Source organism: Halobacillus hunanensis, assembly GCF_900166655.1.
GTDB classification, from domain to species: domain Bacteria; phylum Bacillota; class Bacilli; order Bacillales; family Halobacillaceae; genus Halobacillus_A; species Halobacillus_A hunanensis.
Window position 1 is genome coordinate 1 of the sequence record NZ_FVZB01000004.1, and the last position, 18,240, is coordinate 18,240.

Below are 18,240 nucleotides of genomic sequence, written 5' to 3' on the forward strand. Positions count from 1 at the left end.
AAAGCAGCATAGAAAAAGAAGGTAATTAAAGCCCACACTTCTTTAGGATCCCATCCCCAGAAACGACTCCAAGCTTCTTGGGCCCATATCATTGCAAAAATTAGCGCACCTAGTGTAAAAATAGGAAACCCGATAGCCACTGCGCGATAAGATATTTCATCAACAAGTTCTGGGTTCACTTTTTTCAAGAAAGGCTGAATTGCTGCTCCAATGCGCTTTCTTAAAAATAAACGTACAAGCCAGTAAATAACGAGGCCCCCAAGGAAGGCCCACAGTATGGTATTGAATTTAACAGCTGCATCCACACCACGCATCCACTCTGGCACATTAAAAAGTGGAGTCATATTATCGGTCAGTAACTCGCCGTCCGTTGGCCCAGCTATAGCTGGCATTTGGTAAGTAATCTCCACAGTTTGTCCTTCAACAGGAGCTTCGAATGTGGCTTCGTAATTCATCGCATTGAAGGTTGAAGAGATGATGATAAACGCTAAAGCTGCAGCTAGCATATAAATCACGCTCTCTAACCAAAAAGTATGCTTAGACCCTTTACTTTGATCCGTTTGGCGGATTAGAAAGATCAATCCTGCGACAAAACTAATCGATAAAATAGCTTCCCCAAGTGATGCCGTTGTTACATGGATATAAAGCCAATGGGATTGCAATGATGGAACAAGTGGGGATATTTCACTTGAAAACATACTCGCAAAAGCTATAATTAGCAGGGCTATAGGCAGTGCAAACAATCCTAGAATGTTGATACGGTAAATAAAATATATAACAATAAACCCCAGCACAAGCATCATGCCAAAAAATGTTGTAAATTCATACAAATTACTAACAGGAACGTGATTACTCGCAACCCATCTTGTAAAGAAGTAGCCGACTTGACTAAGGAAACCTATAATAGTCAATACTATGCCAATGTTACCTGCCGTTCCCGCATTCTTCCTTTTTTTATCACGAATCGTTCCTCCGAAGAAAAATGTAGCAATTAAATAGATAATAAAAGCAGCATAAAGCAGGTTACTGCTTATTGTAGTCAACTCCATTTTAGATCCTCCTTGATGGCCCCTTAGAGGCTAATTATCCATCTCTTGTTGATCCTTAGGTGACTCTATCCCCGTACCGTCAATCACTCGTTCAATATCACGTTTTAATGCAAACCAGTTCTTGTTCGTATGGGCCGCGATCCATACTCCATTTTCCTTTGGTTTAATCCATATCCTTCTATGATTCCAGTACATCCCTTGAATGACGCCAATCATGAAAATGGCTCCACCTAACGCAATGAAAGGAAGCGTATAATCCTTACGAACCGTCAGTCCGGTTACATCCCGTACATCAAATTCGGTTAGGCCTATTTTATAATTATTTTGACCCGTCGCATCAACATTGACACCAATTCCCACAAAACTTATCTCTGGTTTCGATTCACCTGGTGGATACACATTAAATACAAATGCTGGGTTTTTTGGATATTTAGATACAGACACGGGTTCACCGTCTTGGAGTTCATATTCCGGGTAGTAAGAATCAAGAACCACACGATAGCCACTATCGAGTTGGTATTCCGATTTTGGTTCAGACAAATTCACAGTAAATTGCCCATAAGAGCTATCTTCATTGTTTTTATCATGAATCTTGAACGTCATTTCTTTAAATTCATTTAATTGATAGCTTGCCTGATAAAGAGCAAACCCACCGAATTTAATGGGATGATTCACGCGAATTTGATCTTCTTTAATTTTTTCAAGCTCAGGATCTCCGCCGACTAAAATAGGATCTGTTCTTTTATAAATAACAGCATTCGTTTGATAGGTCTTCGGTACGGGCCCTCCATTGTTTTCAAGGGCCTCCTGAAATCGTTCGACGTCCTCGTCGTATGTTTCTAGAATAAACTTTTCATTCTTGATGTAATATTGTCCCTCCGTACCGTTTATAACAGCCGTCTCACCCTCTCGGACCCAAATGTAATCATCAACATAAAGAGCAGGAATGAATCTGAGCAACGTCCCCAGTAGAAAGATAATTAAACCAATGTGGTTGACATAAGGTCCCCATCTAGAAAAACGGTTTTTCTCTGCCAAGATATGACCATCTTGCTCCTTAACCTTAAAATGTCTCTTTTCCAAGTTAGCCTTCAGTTTCTCCCTATCAACAAAACTAGATTCCGTCACACCGAATATTCTTTGCTTTTTCATAAATAGATCATGACGTTTAGGTTTTTGTATTCTCAGTGTTTTATAAAGAGGTACAAACCGATCGATACTAGCAATAACGATTGAAATGCCAATCATCGCAAGTAAAAGCATATACCACCAGGAGCTATATAAATTGTGAAAGCCTAACTGATAATAGATCTGTCCTGCTAAACCATATTGATCAACGTAATGGGTTGAGGCACTAACACCAGGAGGTATATACATTTCTTGTGGAAATATCGTTCCAACTGCTGAAGCGATTAAGGTAAGTACAATAAGCCACACTCCAACTTTAACTGACGAAAAGAAATTCCATACTTTATCGATGATTGTGCGATTATACGTTTGGGATCTCCTGGCACTCCCATCATATCTCATATTTAATAAGGATTGATTATCGACCCCATAGTTATGCTGATTTGCTATAGGCTTACCACAGGCTTCACATAGTACCGTTCCCTCTGGATTCACATGCCCGCATTCACATTTAATGTTTGTCATACACAAACCTCACAATTCAAAGGTTCTATGCCTTTTAAGTTATCTATTGTAAATACCCGTGGAGTTGTTTTGGCTAATCGCCCTTGCTACGAATTATTTCCTTACCGACAGCAGCAATATACTAATGAGGCTGAATGCAAGTAAAGCTAAAAAGGGAATGGTTATAAAGCCAAACCAATTGATGTATTCAGAACTACAAGGAACCCCTTGCGTACAGGGCTTTATTTTAGCAAACCCAGGTACCTTCTGCTCCATATAATGAAAGATGGAAACAAGTCCTCCGATGATGGATAAAGGTAATACATATTTTATAACTTTCCGATCATTGAAAAACGTAGCAATGCCAAGGATGATACTCATCGGATACATAAAAATTCGCTGAACCCAACAGAGCTCACAAGGAACAAACCCCCGAATATCACTGAAGTAGAGACTGCCAAGGGTGGCAAGGACAGAGATGATCCAAGCCATGTAGAGAAGATAAGACGGACGGTTTTTCTTATTTTCCATAGCCTTATCCATTATTATCATCAAGATTTTGGTTGATTAAACTAGTAATTGCTTTGTAATCAAACGGGTTTTCTAAGATTTGACCATTGATCATGATGGTTGGAGTTTGTTGGACGTCATATTCGTTGACCAGATCCGTATCGTTTTGAACTTCTTGAGAAATGGCACCTGAGTGAAGATCCTGTCTCATTTGTGTTAGATCTATGGAAGGAACACTTTCCTCAGCTACCTCAAGAACTTTTTCATCTGACAACCATTTTTGATCATGATTTACGTCTGGTTGGGCCTCAAAAAGAGCTTTATGAAAATCCCAAAAAGCTTCCGGTTTTTGTTTGTAAACGGCTTCTCCAGCTTGGGCAGCTAATTTAGATCCTTCTCCATGAAACGGAGTATTAATATAAGTAAAATTGGCTTTTCCAGTATCAATGAATTCCTCTTTTAATTGCGGATACACACGCTTACTCCATTTCTTACAGGCAGGGCATTTATAATCACCGAATTCAATGATTTGTACAGGTGCATTATCCTCTCCCATAGTGGGGTGGTTTTTTATCGAAGGGGATTCACTTGTCGTATGGCTTTCTTTTTCTCCTGCACTTTCGCTTTGGTTATTTAATAAAACAAGGGTGGTAATCAACCCTATAATTACTAAAGTAACCACCATAATTATAGGCATAGGATTCTTTTTAGACATGGACTTCACTCCTTAACGGTTTATTTTTTAGCAAGATACGCTAGATTTAGAACAACCCTATCATGAAAATTGATTGGGGTTTACGCATGATTATAACGATTCCATGACATTTAAGGCTTTCTACGATCACTCTCTTTTTTTCTCTTATTTCGTTTTAAAAGGATGACTATGAATATCGTGTATATAATAGATATACCTACAGCCATGAGGGTTATAGACACAAAAAATGGATCAATCATAAAAGAACTCCTTTCTTTGAAAAAATCTACTTCTTTAAAACTTTTTCAATTGAACCGATTATAGTTTAACACCCAAATATATACCCATTCAAATAATTATTTGAATGTTGGCATAATGTTATCTTTCATTTTACAACCTTATGTTCTAGTTGAGAGGAAACTAGTGTTAACCGATGAGTATCTCATTCCTTTTTAAGATCTAGCATTATGAAATGTGATCTCGAAAATAACAAAAGGCACTCTGGGAAAGAGTGCCTCATAAATGAAAAATAGCTATTAAAGGAACAAATCAATTTACTCGTTTACAAAATGCTCTGGTAATTCATCAATTTGTGCATCCTTCGCTCTCTCCAATCGTGCCCATTTAAAGAATACATAGGTTATCGCCGTACCATAGGAAAACTCCTGAACGACCTTCATAATGATACCCCCTAGTCGCTGATCCTGTAGTGGGCCAAGCCATGGGAAAAGTTGGGGTGATTCAAAGATAGAAGGATATATTACATCTCCCCCAAAAATAATTAAAGCACAGGCTGGTGTTATTAACAGTCCATTCGCAAACATATAACCAAGTTTCTTTAAATAGGACATGTCGTTAATTTGACCTTCTGGTGCCAAAACTTGGATCCACATTAAGAATGCAGATGTGTTCAAGACAATATGTAAGATCTCCAGTAGAATAAATTCCTCCAGAAAGTATTCATAGATTGATGGTATATGGTAAAAGGACCAAAGTGCATTAAATAATATTAAATTAATCAAAGGAGACTTTAAAATACGTAAAATTTTTGGTTTGAATATTTTTTCGTCCAAAAAATGATAAAACCCTTGTGGCATACCTAATAGAATAAGGGGGGGCATGACAATATACATCAAAGATGTTTGAAGCATATGCGCACTAAATACAAGATTGTTGGATAAGATAGCAAGAGGGCCTGCTAATGTAATATAAATGGTTAATAACCCTAATAGAAAACATATCTTCTTCCTAAGATTACGTTCTCCTAAACGTTTCTTTGATATTTTACGCATTGTCCTAAGGTAAGCAATGTAAACCACTATTAAAGACAAAAGTAAAATGGGATTTAGTATCTCGAACCAAGTGTACTGTTGAAATAAATTCCCTTCACCAGTTGCCCTTACATCTGGGTTATGAGCAAATGCTTGAATGGGTAAAAAGATAAACAAGAACAGTGTTAAACCTAGTATGTTTAATCGATTCTTTACTTTCATATTTTTATCTCCTTGTTTTTCGGCCATTTCCTATTTACATAGAAAAAAATTCCGAATTGGTATTTTCAAAAAACAATGTAAACAAACGTTGTCTCTGAATTTAACATGCTTTATAAACTTTTTGAAGTGCGTTTTGTGTTTACTTATAAGTTTGGTTTACGGACCAACTGGATAAACCTCCTCAATAAATCAGTGACATAATTGGTGTAAATACCCGCGTTGACATATGCGCAGTAAACGCATAAAATATAAACTAATAATCAAATAATTATTTGAATGAGGGTGGTAAAATGAGTAAAGATATAGTGAACGCTGGGTCTCCCGATACATGTGATACATTTTGTTACGATGAAGAGATCGTTAACCGGATACAACCTCAAATGGATAACGTTCAGGGTGTAGAGTTGATTTTTAAGGCATTATCCGATGCCACACGTTTAAAAATTGCCTATGCTTTAACATTAGAAACGGAGCTATGCGTGTGTGATGTGGCCAACATCATTGGTTCAACCACGGCAACGGCTTCCCATCATCTACGATTATTACGAAATATGAAATTGGCTAAGTATCGAAAAGAGGGGAAGCTTGTCTTTTATTCTCTAGCTGATGAACATGTCCATCAGTTAGTGTCTATCGCGATGATTCATTCAAAAGAAGGTGATTCTAATGGAAGACCATAAAAACGTTTATCGTCTTCAAGGATTATCCTGTACAAATTGTGCCGCCAAATTTGAAAAAAACATACGCGATATTCAAACCGTTAATGATGTCGATCTTAACTTTGGCGCATCTAAAATAACAGTCCATGGGGATGCATCGGTTGAACAGTTGGAACAGGCAGGAGCCTTTGATGGAATCAAAGTTTATCCTGAACGCCAACGACAACCAGAGAAGAAGGAACCTTTTTGGAAGAACCGTGGAAATGTCATGACGATGGTTTCTTTATTCTTCATTGTGATTGGATATGTTCTATCGTTTCAATTAGGGGAAGATGACGTCATAACGATTGGCACGTTTGCGACAGCAATCTTAGTTGGGGGTTTTGAATTATTCAAGGTAGGTCTGAAGAACCTAACCAAGTTTCAATTTGATATGAAAACCTTAATGACCATTGCCATTATCGGTGCTGCTGTTATTGGAGAATGGGGGGAAGGTGCTGTTGTTGTTTTCTTATTTGCTTTGAGTGAAGCACTGGAAGGCTACTCCATGGATAAGGCACGCCAGTCCATTCGATCTTTAATGGACATCGCCCCCAATAGGGCTACCATTAGACGTGGCGATGAAGTTATGGAAATGGACGTTGAGGATGTTCAAATCGATGATGTTATGCTTATCAAACCAGGGCAGAAAATCGCTATGGATGGTGAGGTCGTCAAAGGTCAATCGTCGATTAATCAATCAGCGATAACAGGAGAATCCATACCAGCCCATAAAAACGTTGGAGATGAAGTATTTGCCGGAACGTTAAATGAAGAAGGTGTGTTGGAAGTTCGTGTGACCAAGCACGTAGAAGATACAACGATTTCCCAAATCATTCATCTAGTTGAGGAAGCACAAGCTGAAAAGGCACCGTCTCAACAGTTTGTCGATAAATTTGCCAAATACTATACTCCGGCTATTATAACGATTGCTTTCCTTGTCGGTGTTATTCCTCCCCTTTTCATGGGTGGGGTATGGTCCGAATGGATTTATCAGGGTCTAGCTGTTCTAGTTGTTGGTTGTCCTTGTGCGCTTGTTATTTCAACTCCAGTCGCCATTGTTACGGCGATTGGAAATGCTGCACGTAGGGGCGTGCTTATTAAAGGTGGAATTCATTTAGAGGAAACCGGGCGTTTAAAAGTCGTGGCTTTTGATAAGACGGGGACCCTCACTGAAGGTGTCCCTGAAGTGACAGATATAGTGTCTATATCAGGAATCGAACAGGAAAAGTTGTTAGGTGTTGCAGCTGCTATTGAAGAATATTCACAACACCCCCTTGCTTCAGCAATTATTCGTAAGGCTGAACAGGATAATACGGAGTCCTATACAGCTGAAGATTTCCAATCCATTACAGGCAAAGGTGCAAAAGCGTCCATCAAACAAACGACGTACTATATTGGAAGTCCATCTTTATTCCATGAACTAAGCTCTATTTCAAACGAAATACAACAACAAGTCAAACACCTACAAATACAGGGTAAAACTGTCATGCTGGTTGGGAACGAACAAGAAATAAACGGCTTAATAGCTGTGGCTGATCAAGTTCGCAAGGATAGTCCGTCCATCCTTCAAAAACTGCACAAGTTAGGTGTTAAAAAGACGGTGATGTTAACAGGAGATAATGAAGGTACAGGAAAGGCCATTGGTCAACAGTTAGGGATAACCGAAGTGAAAGCTGAACTCTTGCCCCAAGATAAACTGGATGCCATTAAGTCTCTTCGGGAACAACATGGAAATGTCGCAATGGTGGGAGACGGTGTGAATGATGCCCCTGCCTTAGCAACGGCTACGGTTGGTGTGGCTATGGGGGGAGCTGGAACAGATACAGCCCTAGAAACAGCCGATATCGCTTTAATGGCTGATGATTTAGATAAGCTTCCTTATACCATATCCTTAAGCCGGAAAGCTTTAAATGTGATTAAACAAAATGTGACCTTTGCCCTTGGAATAAAAGTTATAGCTTTGTTACTAGTTATACCCGGTTGGTTGACTCTATGGTTGGCAATATTCGCTGACATGGGAGCCACGCTTATTGTCATTTTAAATTCCTTACGATTAATGAAGTCAAAATATGGTGGTTAAATATAAATCCCCTTTTCCTTTTTGGAAGGGGATTTTTTAATAATTAAACGATCGTAATCTCGTTAAAACCGAATAAATCATTTTTTTGAGTGGAACATATAGGGAAGGAAGTAAGGGGAGGATCAAACATGAAATTGAACAGCCCTAGGTTTGGAGCATGGTTTAGTACATTTGCCTATTTATTGGTTGCTGCCATTAAAGTTATAATTGCTTTACAAGCTGCCTCAGTTGCGTTATTAGCAGACGGCTTAAATAATCTTACCGACATTGTCACCTCTGTAGCGCTTATTATTGGGTTATACATAGCTAAGAAAAAGCGTGATGATAATCATCCTTATGGACATTTACGGGCTGAAAACGTAGCTTCCCTATTAGCCTCATTTGTCATTGCTATGATCGGTTTTCAAATCTTATTTGATACAACTCGTTCCATTATTAATAATAATTACGCTACCCCAGACCCCTTAGCTTCTTGGATTGCTTTTGGAAGTGGAGCCTTCATGTTTATTGTTTATTTTATAAATCGTAATATAGCTTCTAAAGCCAATAGCCAAGGTTTAAAGGCCATTGCGAAAGACAACTTTTCCGATGCTTTAGTGAGTATTGGTACGGGGATTGGAATATTAGGAGCACAGTTAGGTCTTTCTTGGTTGGATCCGATTACAGGTGTTGTGATTGGTCTTGTAATCCTATGGGCAGCATGGGAGATTTTTGAGGAAACTTCTTTGATTTTAACAGATGGAATTAACCCTGATGACATACAAAAATACAAGGAGACTATTTCCAATATTGATGAAGTCGAAAGTGTGAAAGACATAAAAGCAAGGACTTCAGGTAGTAAGGTTATAATAGATGTAGCCATTACACTTCCCCCAAATCTTACGGTTAAAGAAGTTACCCATATTGTTAATAAGATAAAAGAATTAACAAAAGAAAAGCATGATAGTCTTGTCACGTTGGTAGAAACTGTTCAATGCAAATAAAGTTACTTGCCTTCAACGTCTGAAAGCCGCATTTTCAATAAAGAATGCGGCTGTTTTAAAAAATTATTTCGTTATTTAGCAATCGCGTCCCTTTTGTGGAACTAGAATATGTACATTTAAAGGAGTAACCTACTCCTTATGAGATGGCATTTGTCAGCCACCTTCTATACAAGTAGTCGTTGAACTTCCAACAATAGCATTGAGTTCTTGAAGTAAAGGAGTCAACGCATTAGCTTCAACCATTGTCCCTAAAGCTTTTTCAGCTAGTGGAATATTGTGTTTCTTAAAAACATCGACTGTATTCCCCCAAACTTCAACGATAGCTTTGGGTGACATATTTGATTGTATAATCACTTTGATAACCTCCTTTTTATTGGCGTGGGGCAAACAACATAACAGAAACTCCAACTAAGCATATACCTGCACCTACCCAGTCATAAAAATCAGGCGTTTTTTTATCAATACCCCATCCCCAAAGGACAGATAATATTATAAAAACACCTCCGTAGGCCGCATAAACTCTCCCGAAAGAAGGGAACGTTTGAAACGTAGCTATAACACCATACATAGCTAAGGATAAGCCACCTAACATCCCCCAATAAAAAGGTTTTCCTTCTCTCAGCCACAGCCAAATAAGATACCCACCACCAATTTCAGCTAACCCAGCTAAAAGGAATAATACAATTGTCATAACCAACCCTCACTTCATTTTTTACCGTTTTTAACCTTTTACATAAGACATTCTACAAACTTGCCCGGACAAAAAGATGGATTGGCCATAAAGGGGAATTCTCTTCTTTCACATGATCTAGTCAGGGATATTTGAAGTTAACTTCCAGCTGAAGTATAAGGTGTGTAGCAATAACAATAGGATTAGACTTATAGCGAAAAACAAAAAGCTAAAGCTGTAAGGGGTATTAATAAAAAGCGCTTGTTGGAGTGAAGTAACTAACATAATCACCCCTACACTAATGGTTGTTTTAAGAAGGAGCTGCTTCAACCTTTGGGGTTTACTAAACAATCTCATAAGAGTAGTGGCTGTAAACCAGTATATAACAACCAGTGCAGTAAGAAAGATCATGTTTTTAGAATCTAATAGTAAGCCCGTAATGAAACTGGAAATATAAAAAAACACAATGTAAATAACAATAAAAAAATAAGGAAGTTTATGAGCTGATTTCATGAAACATAGATTCTCCTTTTTATAGTTAGAATATTTAATGTTTCAAGGTCTTTTGTCACAGACAAAAGACCTTTATATTATTGAATTCCTATCATCAAAGCAAAATAGAATGATAAAACCATAAGTAAGGTAGCGCTTGAAGTCATGGCTACCGATTCCCGTTTAACGGCTGCCATAATAGTTATCGTCGTAAATAACACGCCCATAATACCTAAAAGAAGACTCATGGGTCCAAAAGAAAAGCTTACGTTAAATATTCTTAAAGACTCTGCATTTTGAATGGTTTCAACTAGATCACTTTGCGTAAAAGTTGTGTATAGGGGGGAAGCCCCATAAGATTTTATTAAACTATAGATTTGATGCGGAGGCCATGACTGCCCCATGAATGCGGTCAGGCCAAAGATAACCAAAGCATACATACTTTCTAATCGTGCCCACTTCAAGGGGTTAAAAGATACATCATTGTTCCTTTTTCGAAAAATAATTCCATTAATTATCGCGAATAATACTAAGGAAACCATGAATAAATGCTTAAAAAGCAAGGCCTGTCCATAGTTTACGGTTAAACTATTCTGATACTCTTGAAAAATGGAGGCATTAGGATCATCATATGAATTAATATCAATACTCATCGTAAAATAACCTGCCACAGAAACAATAATCAAACAAACCACTGCAACTGGGGTAAACCATTTAAGGAATCGTAACCAATTCTCCTTTGTTTTGGAAAACCAACTTGCTACAAAAAGAATCCCTATCCACACTATGACAGCTAAAAAGTGAAACGTATGGGCTAGAAAACCCTGCCATTCTGTAATCGTTGCTGCATGACTGGATCGTGTGTAGCCAACAAGCATTAACAATGTCAATAGTAGAGCTAAACCAAGCAATATAGGATTAGTTTTGAAGTTTTTAGGTAGTAAAACTCGAATAAGAAGCGCTGAAATAAGGGTAATGAACACCCAGGCTTGACCCACTTCAAACGTGAATAAGACATTTTTAAAAATGAACCACATGTCACGATCTCCCGAAAAGATGGCCGTTGTTCGAATAACGGGAAATAAAGCAGCTAGAGGGATAACCCCTGTTGCTATAAAAAGTATCTTTTTAGGTATGTTAATCGGTGGTTTATGGGTATCCGGCACGAGCAGAAGGATGAGTGCCCCGACTAATACTGAAAAAGAAATATATAATAAAATTTCAGCTAACGTTAATACAATTATCATGTTGAACCCACCCTTATTGTCTTTTCTTACTAAACAGCATCCAGAACAATAATAAGGCCCCGGCAATGAGTATAACTATAATCATTTCATACATGAATGGAGATGGATTGGATTCATTTTCACTCTTAACCTGCTGTGAAGCATTTTTTCCATCCGTCCCTTGTTGTTTGGAGGCTGAATTATCCGGGTTTTCGGTTTCTGAATTTGCCTTTTCTTTTTGTTCAGAGTTGCCTGAATTCTCTGTGTCAGGTGATGCCTCTTGAGTCGTCGAAATCGTAAAGCTATATTGTTTTTCAATTAAATGGCCATCGGCCCCAAGGATCTTCCACTTTACCTGGTATGTACCTGATGCAAGGTTTTCTTTAAAACTAGCTTCCAAAGTATTACCTTTGACGGTAACTGAGTTTGGTTCAATACTTTCTCCCTGTTGATTCAGAACATACAGCGTACTTCCTTTTTCAATTTTCGTGTTAAAAGATAATTTGATACGTTCTACGGGCTCTTCTAGAGTTGCACCATCCTTAGGTGTGGAATTTTCTAATACAGAGTGTGCTTCTATGGTATTCATTGGGATCATACTTACCATCAATGCTAATACTATAAACGAAGCTAAGAGTTTTTTATTCATCGAATCTTCCTTTCATCTTTTCTTTTTTAAAAGGAGTTTTCTTAAGTCTCTAACAATAGCATCCATTTCACCGACATCTACTCCTATCTTTTTATGACTCCTCCTTCCTTCTGGCGTGACTTAAAGAAACTGGTCCCGTGAATGAATCCACCCGTAAAGGTCTATTTACCTAACATGTTTCTTCAATTTAGATAAATGGAATGAATATCCTTTCACTCATGCTTGCCCCCTTTTTCTTAACGAATTCTTAATCAGAATAACACCTTAACAATAAAGAACGCTTTCAAATCTGATAATTGTTTGAAAGTGTTCAAAAACGAAAGATAGGTCACTTTTTCCCCCAAAAAAATGCCCCCAAGGCTAAGCAATGGAGGCATACGATTTAATGGTCATGTTGGTGGGAATGATCTTCACCTTCATTTTTACATAAAAGAGAATCATCATGAGGGTGCTCACGTGTTTCCATTTGGACCGTTACATGGCCTATATCTTTATCCTTTAGTTGGGATTCAACATTTCTTAATAGTTCCTGACACTCTTGGACTGTTAAATTCTCCGTAACTACAGCATGACAGGAGAGAGCATTTTGCCCACTTGTAATACTCCATACGTGTAGATCGTGAATACCTAGAATCTCGGGAATCGCTTCGATCGTGTCGGTAACGTCTTGAATGTTTACGTTTTTAGGTGTGCCTTCCATTAAGACGTGAACAGAATCTTTGGCTACACGCCAACCACTAATTAATACAAGGACAGCTACAATGACACTTGCGAGAGGGTCGGCCCACCCCCATCCTAAGAACATGATGAGTAGCGCAGCAATAACAGCACCCACAGATCCTAATAAATCACCTAATACATGTAGAAAAGCAGCTCGCAAGTTTATGTTTTCCTTGGTATCCCCTTTACGCATCAAAATCCACGCAACAATTACGTTTACAAGGAGACCAATAAAACCTATCGTAAGCATTCCAGCAGAAGCAACTTCAGGCGGATCCGAAAAGCGCTGATAGGCTTCATAGAAAATGTACAATGCAATTAATATGAGTGTAACCCCGTTGAAGAGGGCGGCTAGGATTTCAAATCGTTTGTATCCATAAGTCTTGCTATAGTTGGCTACTTTTTCTCCCATTATAAAGGCTAAAAGGCCAACCCCTAACGATACGGAGTCACTTAGCATATGTCCTGCGTCAGCCAAGAGAGCAAGACTGTTGGTTAAGATTCCCCCAATGGCCTCCACAATCATATACAAAGTAATAATAATAAAACTAATCATTAAAGCTTTTTTGTTTGCGCCATGCGTATGATCATGACCATGATCGTGTCCCAAACTCATACCTCCTATGTTAATCCCTTATTTTCAAATGTTTATTAACAGTGACTTGCGTGCTTAATCGTTTGGTTTAGCATATTCATAACATGTTCATCATCATGGGAATAATACAGACTTTTCCCATCTCTGCGGAATTTTACTAACCGTAAGTTCTTTAGAAAAGTCAGCTGATGGGAAACTGTTGATTGACTTAGGCTTAGATGTTCAGCAATTTCGTTCACAGCATATTCATTTTGAAACAGTAAATGGAGAATACGAATTCTCGTTGGATGACACAATGCTTTAAAGGTTTGTGAAACGACAAATAATGTTTCCTCATCAAGTTCTTTTAGGGACCTGTCGTCCACTTTATCCTCAAAATCATGTAACTCCGTTACCACGGCTTTACCATTATTTTTGGTTTGTGTTGCATCATTCATAGCAATATCTCTCCCTTTCTGAAGTTATCCCCTACATATGTATACATTAACATATGAACATATTACACGCATGATAAATCAACGTCAAACATAAATAAGTTATTAGGGGGATACATTCATTTTACGCTTCTGATTAATGTCAAAACAACTATGGAGAGATAGAATGGGAACAGCATGGATTATGGGGGCTTTTGCCTCTGGATTAGGAATAGGAATCGGCGGAATTTTTGCTTGGATTTTTAAAGGAGTTCAACAAAGCTTTATATACGCTTTGTGCACGGGCCTTATCATTGGATTGTTAGCTTTTGAAATGATTCCTGAAAGCCTCCGCCTGGGCGGATGGGGGGTGTTTTTTGTAGGGGCCATTGCTGGAATCACTCTTTTTCGGTATATTCATCACTCTATTGATAAGGTTACAATCATTACCCGAAGCCCTCAAAAAGATATCTTTGTTCGAACAGGTATTATCTTAACCATTAGTATTTCTGTTCATAATTTTCCAATGGGATTTGTACTTGGTTCAAATATAGGAACAGAGTTAGCTGGTGCCATGGTGCTAACTCTCCTTTTACATAACATTCCCGAGGGGATTATCATATTCACACCCTTATTTTTATCGGGGTTTGGGATTCTAACCTGGATGTTGTGTACAATGGTTGTTACGCTCCCCATCATCATAGGTTCTCTATTGGGACAATTTATCGATATTAGTTTCCCTTTTTTGTTAGCCTTCATTGTAAATATAACGATTTCCATTATTTTCATGGTTGCCATACAGGAGATTTTTAAAGAGTCTATACAACAATCCTCATGGACGTATAGCCTTATTGTGGGTATGGTAGGAATTGGGGGGATCTATTTATATTTAACATTAAGCTGAGCCAAAATAACCTCTTTAAAAGAAAACATTCAAGAGAAAGTATCCTTACCATCTCACTTTATTTACAGTTTAAGATTGAGGGGAAAGGATATAAAATTGAAAAAATATATGTCTCTAACTCTTAGGACCACTAATTAAACCCTACTAAAGCCACAGGCTGTTGAGATGATCCCAACAGCCTCTTTTTTATGCTACTGATTCAACTACCGAAGGGAAAACCATTATTTAACGATGGAACGGCCATATTATAGGATCACCCTTGCTCGTCTTATCCCTTAACGAATTGGGATTATGTGTAAGTTGTTTAGAGAAAACATAAAGTGACCATCATGATAGTGGAAACATTCGCCAGATTTATTACAAAAGGGTTAATGATTTTAAGTATTCATTACAATCATTTAATCTATACACTCTAATTATAGGTAGTGATATTATGTAATCTAGCAACCTTAATACTTATTGAGGAACCATAAAGCTTGATACATTCAAAACTAGCATTTTTATCTAGTTAAGTAACTTTGTGGTACAGAAAAACTTTGGACAGGGGTATTAACATGAAAAGAATCACATTAATTGTAGCCATGATGGTTATCATGAATGTATCAATTGTTTCCACAGCTTTTGGTGCATCAGATAAATTCCAGCCAAATTTAATGAGCAAATCTGCTATCATGATAGACTCAGAGACGGGCGAAGTGCTCTACGAAAAAAATGCCAATAAAAAAATGTATCCGGCTAGTCTAACCAAAATTGCAACAGCTATCTATGCGATAGAAACGGGTGATTTGGATGACGTTGTCACCGTTAGTGAAAATGCAAGAAACACGGTGGGCACAAAAGTCTATTTGGAGAAAGGAGAACAAGTTACCCTAAAAAAGTTGCTTCAAGGGCTGCTGATTAATTCCGGTAATGATGCGGGTGTTGCGATTGCGGAACACTTGAGTGGGAGTGTAAAGCGTTTCTCCACTGAGCTCAACCAATATTTAGAAAACGTCATTGACGTTAAAAATACCAATTTTGTAAATCCACACGGTCTTTTTGATGCTCAACATGTAACTACAGCGAAGGATTTAGCTAAAATTACACAGTATGCAATGAAGAATGAAGTGTTTAGAGAAATATTTGGCACAAAGAAACTAAAATGGAACGGCGAATCATGGGATACTACCCTTTATACTCATCATAAATTAATGAGGCAAAATCCATATAAAGGAGTAACTGGTGGAAAGACAGGATTTGTTAACCAATCAGGATTTACTTTAGCAACTACCGCAGAAAGAGAAAACATAAGCTTAATAGTAATCACTCTAAATAGCAATTTCCAAAGAGGGGCTTATAACGATACTACAAAACTACTAGACTATGGATTCAAAAATTTTCAAACTTCTACTATTCCCGAAGGAACCACGTTTATAGTTGATGGTGTAAAGTATAAGGTCCCCGAAAGACTATCCTATACAAAACCCTTGAATAGAAAGGTAAGTAAAGAAATAAAAGATGGAAAGTTAAAGATTATTGATCAAAAAAATGGTTCAATCCTAACTTCCCTTCAATTGGATAAGGTTGAACCTAAGAGAGAAAAGGTATTAAAGGAACAAGATTTAACATCTAAGAACGTTGATACCGTAGGGGCAGTTCTCAGTAACCTCCCAGGGGTAGTATCACTCCTTGGTAAGGCATTGCATCACCCGTTATTATTGAATACTCTTTCGCTCTAATCACCTATCGATTTTAATAGATGTTGGTATGCTTGGCATCGATAGGTGACCTTTTTCATACCATACTGCGGTTCGAAAAAAGTGCAAACCCAGGACTTATTTCAATTCCTCGTAGTTTACGCCCACCACTAAGACAAATAAAAGCTTAACCATCAGAATGGAGAACCATACTTCAAAATTTTCAAATCCTAACCTGGATAAACTACTAATCAAGAACACGGGGGACAAAAACACCCTTTTTCACAAGAATTCGGAAGGTTAGTTCTGGACGATGAGCATCAAAATGTTATTGTGAACAAATCCCTATTTCCGGGTTAGAAGGCAGTTGAGATGCACTTTATGGAGCATCAAAAGCAGCAAAACTAGGTTTCACAAACGTATAACAAATTGTCCTTAGAAATACAGAAATTAGCAGAGGATGGGGCAAACATCATGATCAAAAATGGATGGATGGAGGAACCACCTAGAGCATTAGACAGGGATGAATTGGCAAAGAAAAAATAATACCCTATTACATGATGTGGGAAGAACTTATATTAATTCAGTTCTAGTTGGCCTACTGCACGTACAGACTGACCGAAAAGCAAAGAACGCTTTCCGTCATTCTGTACGTGTCGCTTCTCCCTAAAATTAGCGATAACTACGGACTGTCAATTTTTTAAGGGGTGAACGAGTCGGCATTGATAGCAAAATCGAAGAGGGCACACCTTGAAGTCAAAAAGCAGGACTTCAAGGTTGCGTTAGATACGATAAGCAGACTTGACGTCTGCTTTTTATTTTTGCTTCAGCATTTCTGTCCCTTTTGCATTCCGAATCGTATCACTCGCAAGTCCACTAAGAAAAAAACAGGTCGGGTCCCGTATGCCCTACCTATTTTTTCTAAGTGAACGAGCTAGCAGCGCAAGGGGCAAAAAAACTTTTCGCTTTTAATAAGTAAAAGCGGAAGCGAAAACTTTTTTGTGCGGAAACCCTTGCGCTGCTGTCTATGCTCCAGATTCGTTCTCCATGTCAAAAGGGCAGAAATAATTCCCTTTGGGGAACCATCCGTTTCGGATGCAAAAGGAAAGGAGTAAAAACATGCAAAGAGAAAAGGAAGAATTTAAAAATAGGAGTGAATATCATGAAGAATGAATTCGTTAATCCAGTAGTGGTTCCAGATGAAAATTCGAAGGTTATAGCGAAGGCCGAGGTTCCTGAAAGAGTTAAAGCGGTCGCAAAAACATTAAAACCACTTGTTGGGAAAAATGTTTCCCTAGCTGTTTTAGAGAGAGAAGTGTTTAAACACAAGCCTATCCTTACAATGAATGAGCTTAGGGACATCACCAACCGTGAAGGTGAGATTGATTTTTTGGATAAAAGTTTCCCCATCTATATTAAACAAGGAGACGATTGGGTTTATCCCCATTACACCATGTTAATTAATCTTCATTTGATCGAGGATAACGGGGGTTTCTCTGATCAATCAGTAGTCAGGGTCATTTCCCTTAAATACAAGGGTGTTGAGGAGACAGTACAGGGATTGCGTAGTGTGTACGTAGTTTTATGTGGAATATCAGAACAAGTGGAGAAGGAAAAAGAGCAAGAAAAGGAAGATAGACGTTCTATAAAAACCCGAAGCTATGGGCCTAAACTGTAGACCAGCTAAAACACTAGATAAGGAAGGGGGATTCATCTTCCTCCTTCTGATATAATGAAGTATAAAATTGAACCA

General features: G+C 38.1%; 17 protein-coding genes and 1 pseudogene. 7 read left to right on the top strand and 11 right to left on the bottom strand.

What is annotated here, in order from left to right:
• The 5 genes from ccsA to B5354_RS00400 form a co-directional block, all read right to left on the bottom strand.
• Positions 1-1,049, bottom strand: a 1,049-nt coding sequence (ccsA, locus tag B5354_RS00380) for a cytochrome c biogenesis protein CcsA (protein ID WP_079524890.1), incomplete at its 3' end; no start/stop codon positions are given.
• Positions 1,050-1,079: 30 nt separating this feature from the next.
• Complete coding sequence (resB, locus tag B5354_RS00385; protein ID WP_079524892.1) at positions 1,080-2,702, bottom strand: cytochrome c biogenesis protein ResB; 1,623 nt, start codon at positions 2,700-2,702, stop codon at positions 1,080-1,082.
• A 93-nt stretch (positions 2,703-2,795) separates the two neighbouring features.
• Positions 2,796-3,224, bottom strand: coding sequence for a disulfide oxidoreductase (locus tag B5354_RS00390; RefSeq protein ID WP_245804680.1), 429 nt, complete (start codon positions 3,222-3,224; stop codon positions 2,796-2,798).
• A complete protein-coding gene (locus tag B5354_RS00395) occupies positions 3,217-3,906 on the bottom strand; it encodes a DsbA family protein (RefSeq protein WP_079524893.1) in 690 nt (229 codons plus the stop codon). Before B5354_RS00395 ends, B5354_RS00390 begins: the two co-directional genes overlap by 8 nt.
• 533 nt (positions 3,907-4,439) lie before the next feature.
• Positions 4,440-5,378: a cytochrome c oxidase assembly protein gene (locus B5354_RS00400; protein ID WP_163531422.1), complete on the bottom strand. Its 939-nt coding sequence runs from the start codon at positions 5,376-5,378 to the stop codon at positions 4,440-4,442.
• Between the two features lie 290 nt (positions 5,379-5,668).
• On the opposite strand from B5354_RS00400, the gene B5354_RS00405 reads away from it, so the two are divergent.
• From B5354_RS00405 to B5354_RS00415, 3 genes are all read left to right on the top strand, one after another.
• Positions 5,669-6,058 (top strand): ArsR/SmtB family transcription factor, encoded by a 390-nt coding sequence (locus B5354_RS00405; protein ID WP_079524897.1) that lies wholly within the window; start codon positions 5,669-5,671, stop codon positions 6,056-6,058.
• The gene (locus B5354_RS00410; RefSeq protein ID WP_079524899.1) at positions 6,045-8,159 is read left to right on the top strand and encodes a heavy metal translocating P-type ATPase; all 2,115 of its coding nucleotides are present in this window, start codon (positions 6,045-6,047) and stop codon (positions 8,157-8,159) included. The genes B5354_RS00405 and B5354_RS00410 overlap by 14 nt, the downstream gene beginning before the upstream one ends.
• Before the next feature lie 128 nt (positions 8,160-8,287).
• Positions 8,288-9,142: a cation diffusion facilitator family transporter gene (locus B5354_RS00415; RefSeq protein ID WP_079524901.1), complete on the top strand. Its 855-nt coding sequence runs from the start codon at positions 8,288-8,290 to the stop codon at positions 9,140-9,142.
• Positions 9,143-9,295: 153 nt separating this feature from the next.
• On the opposite strand, the gene B5354_RS00420 is transcribed toward B5354_RS00415, so the two are convergent.
• From B5354_RS00420 to B5354_RS00450, 6 genes are all read right to left on the bottom strand, one after another.
• On the bottom strand, positions 9,296-9,496 hold the full coding sequence (locus B5354_RS00420) for a hypothetical protein (RefSeq protein WP_079524903.1): 201 nt from the start codon (positions 9,494-9,496) through the stop codon (positions 9,296-9,298).
• Positions 9,497-9,512: 16 nt separating this feature from the next.
• A complete protein-coding gene (locus B5354_RS00425; protein ID WP_079524904.1) occupies positions 9,513-9,833 on the bottom strand; it encodes a YnfA family protein in 321 nt (106 codons plus the stop codon).
• A 569-nt stretch (positions 9,834-10,402) separates the two neighbouring features.
• Complete coding sequence (locus tag B5354_RS00435) at positions 10,403-11,551, bottom strand: copper resistance D family protein (RefSeq protein ID WP_079524908.1); 1,149 nt, start codon at positions 11,549-11,551, stop codon at positions 10,403-10,405.
• A gap of 13 nt (positions 11,552-11,564) precedes the next feature.
• Entirely contained in the window at positions 11,565-12,179 is a 615-nt protein-coding gene (locus B5354_RS00440) for a copper resistance CopC family protein (protein ID WP_079524910.1), read from the bottom strand.
• A 382-nt stretch (positions 12,180-12,561) separates the two neighbouring features.
• A complete protein-coding gene (locus B5354_RS00445) occupies positions 12,562-13,515 on the bottom strand; it encodes a cation diffusion facilitator family transporter (protein WP_079524912.1) in 954 nt (317 codons plus the stop codon).
• 35 nt (positions 13,516-13,550) lie between these two features.
• A complete protein-coding gene (locus tag B5354_RS00450; protein WP_079524914.1) occupies positions 13,551-13,931 on the bottom strand; it encodes an ArsR/SmtB family transcription factor in 381 nt (126 codons plus the stop codon).
• Between the two features lie 163 nt (positions 13,932-14,094).
• Here B5354_RS00450 and B5354_RS20620 point away from each other — a divergent pair, with 163 nt between their 5' ends.
• The 4 genes and pseudogenes from B5354_RS20620 (at position 14,095) to B5354_RS00470 (ending at position 18,165) form a co-directional block, all read left to right on the top strand.
• Positions 14,095-14,811 (top strand): ZIP family metal transporter, encoded by a 717-nt coding sequence (locus B5354_RS20620; RefSeq protein WP_079524916.1) that lies wholly within the window; start codon positions 14,095-14,097, stop codon positions 14,809-14,811.
• 554 nt (positions 14,812-15,365) lie between these two features.
• Positions 15,366-16,529, top strand: coding sequence for a D-alanyl-D-alanine carboxypeptidase family protein (locus B5354_RS00460; RefSeq protein ID WP_079524918.1), 1,164 nt, complete (start codon positions 15,366-15,368; stop codon positions 16,527-16,529).
• A gap of 378 nt (positions 16,530-16,907) precedes the next feature.
• A pseudogene (locus B5354_RS00465) lies at positions 16,908-17,033 on the top strand (DUF3231 family protein); the annotation flags it as partial.
• 616 nt (positions 17,034-17,649) lie between these two features.
• Positions 17,650-18,165 carry a hypothetical protein gene (locus B5354_RS00470; RefSeq protein ID WP_079524920.1) on the top strand — a complete coding sequence of 172 codons (516 nt, stop codon included), beginning with the start codon at positions 17,650-17,652 and terminating at the stop codon, positions 18,163-18,165.
• The last annotated feature ends 75 nt before the right edge of the window (positions 18,166-18,240 follow it).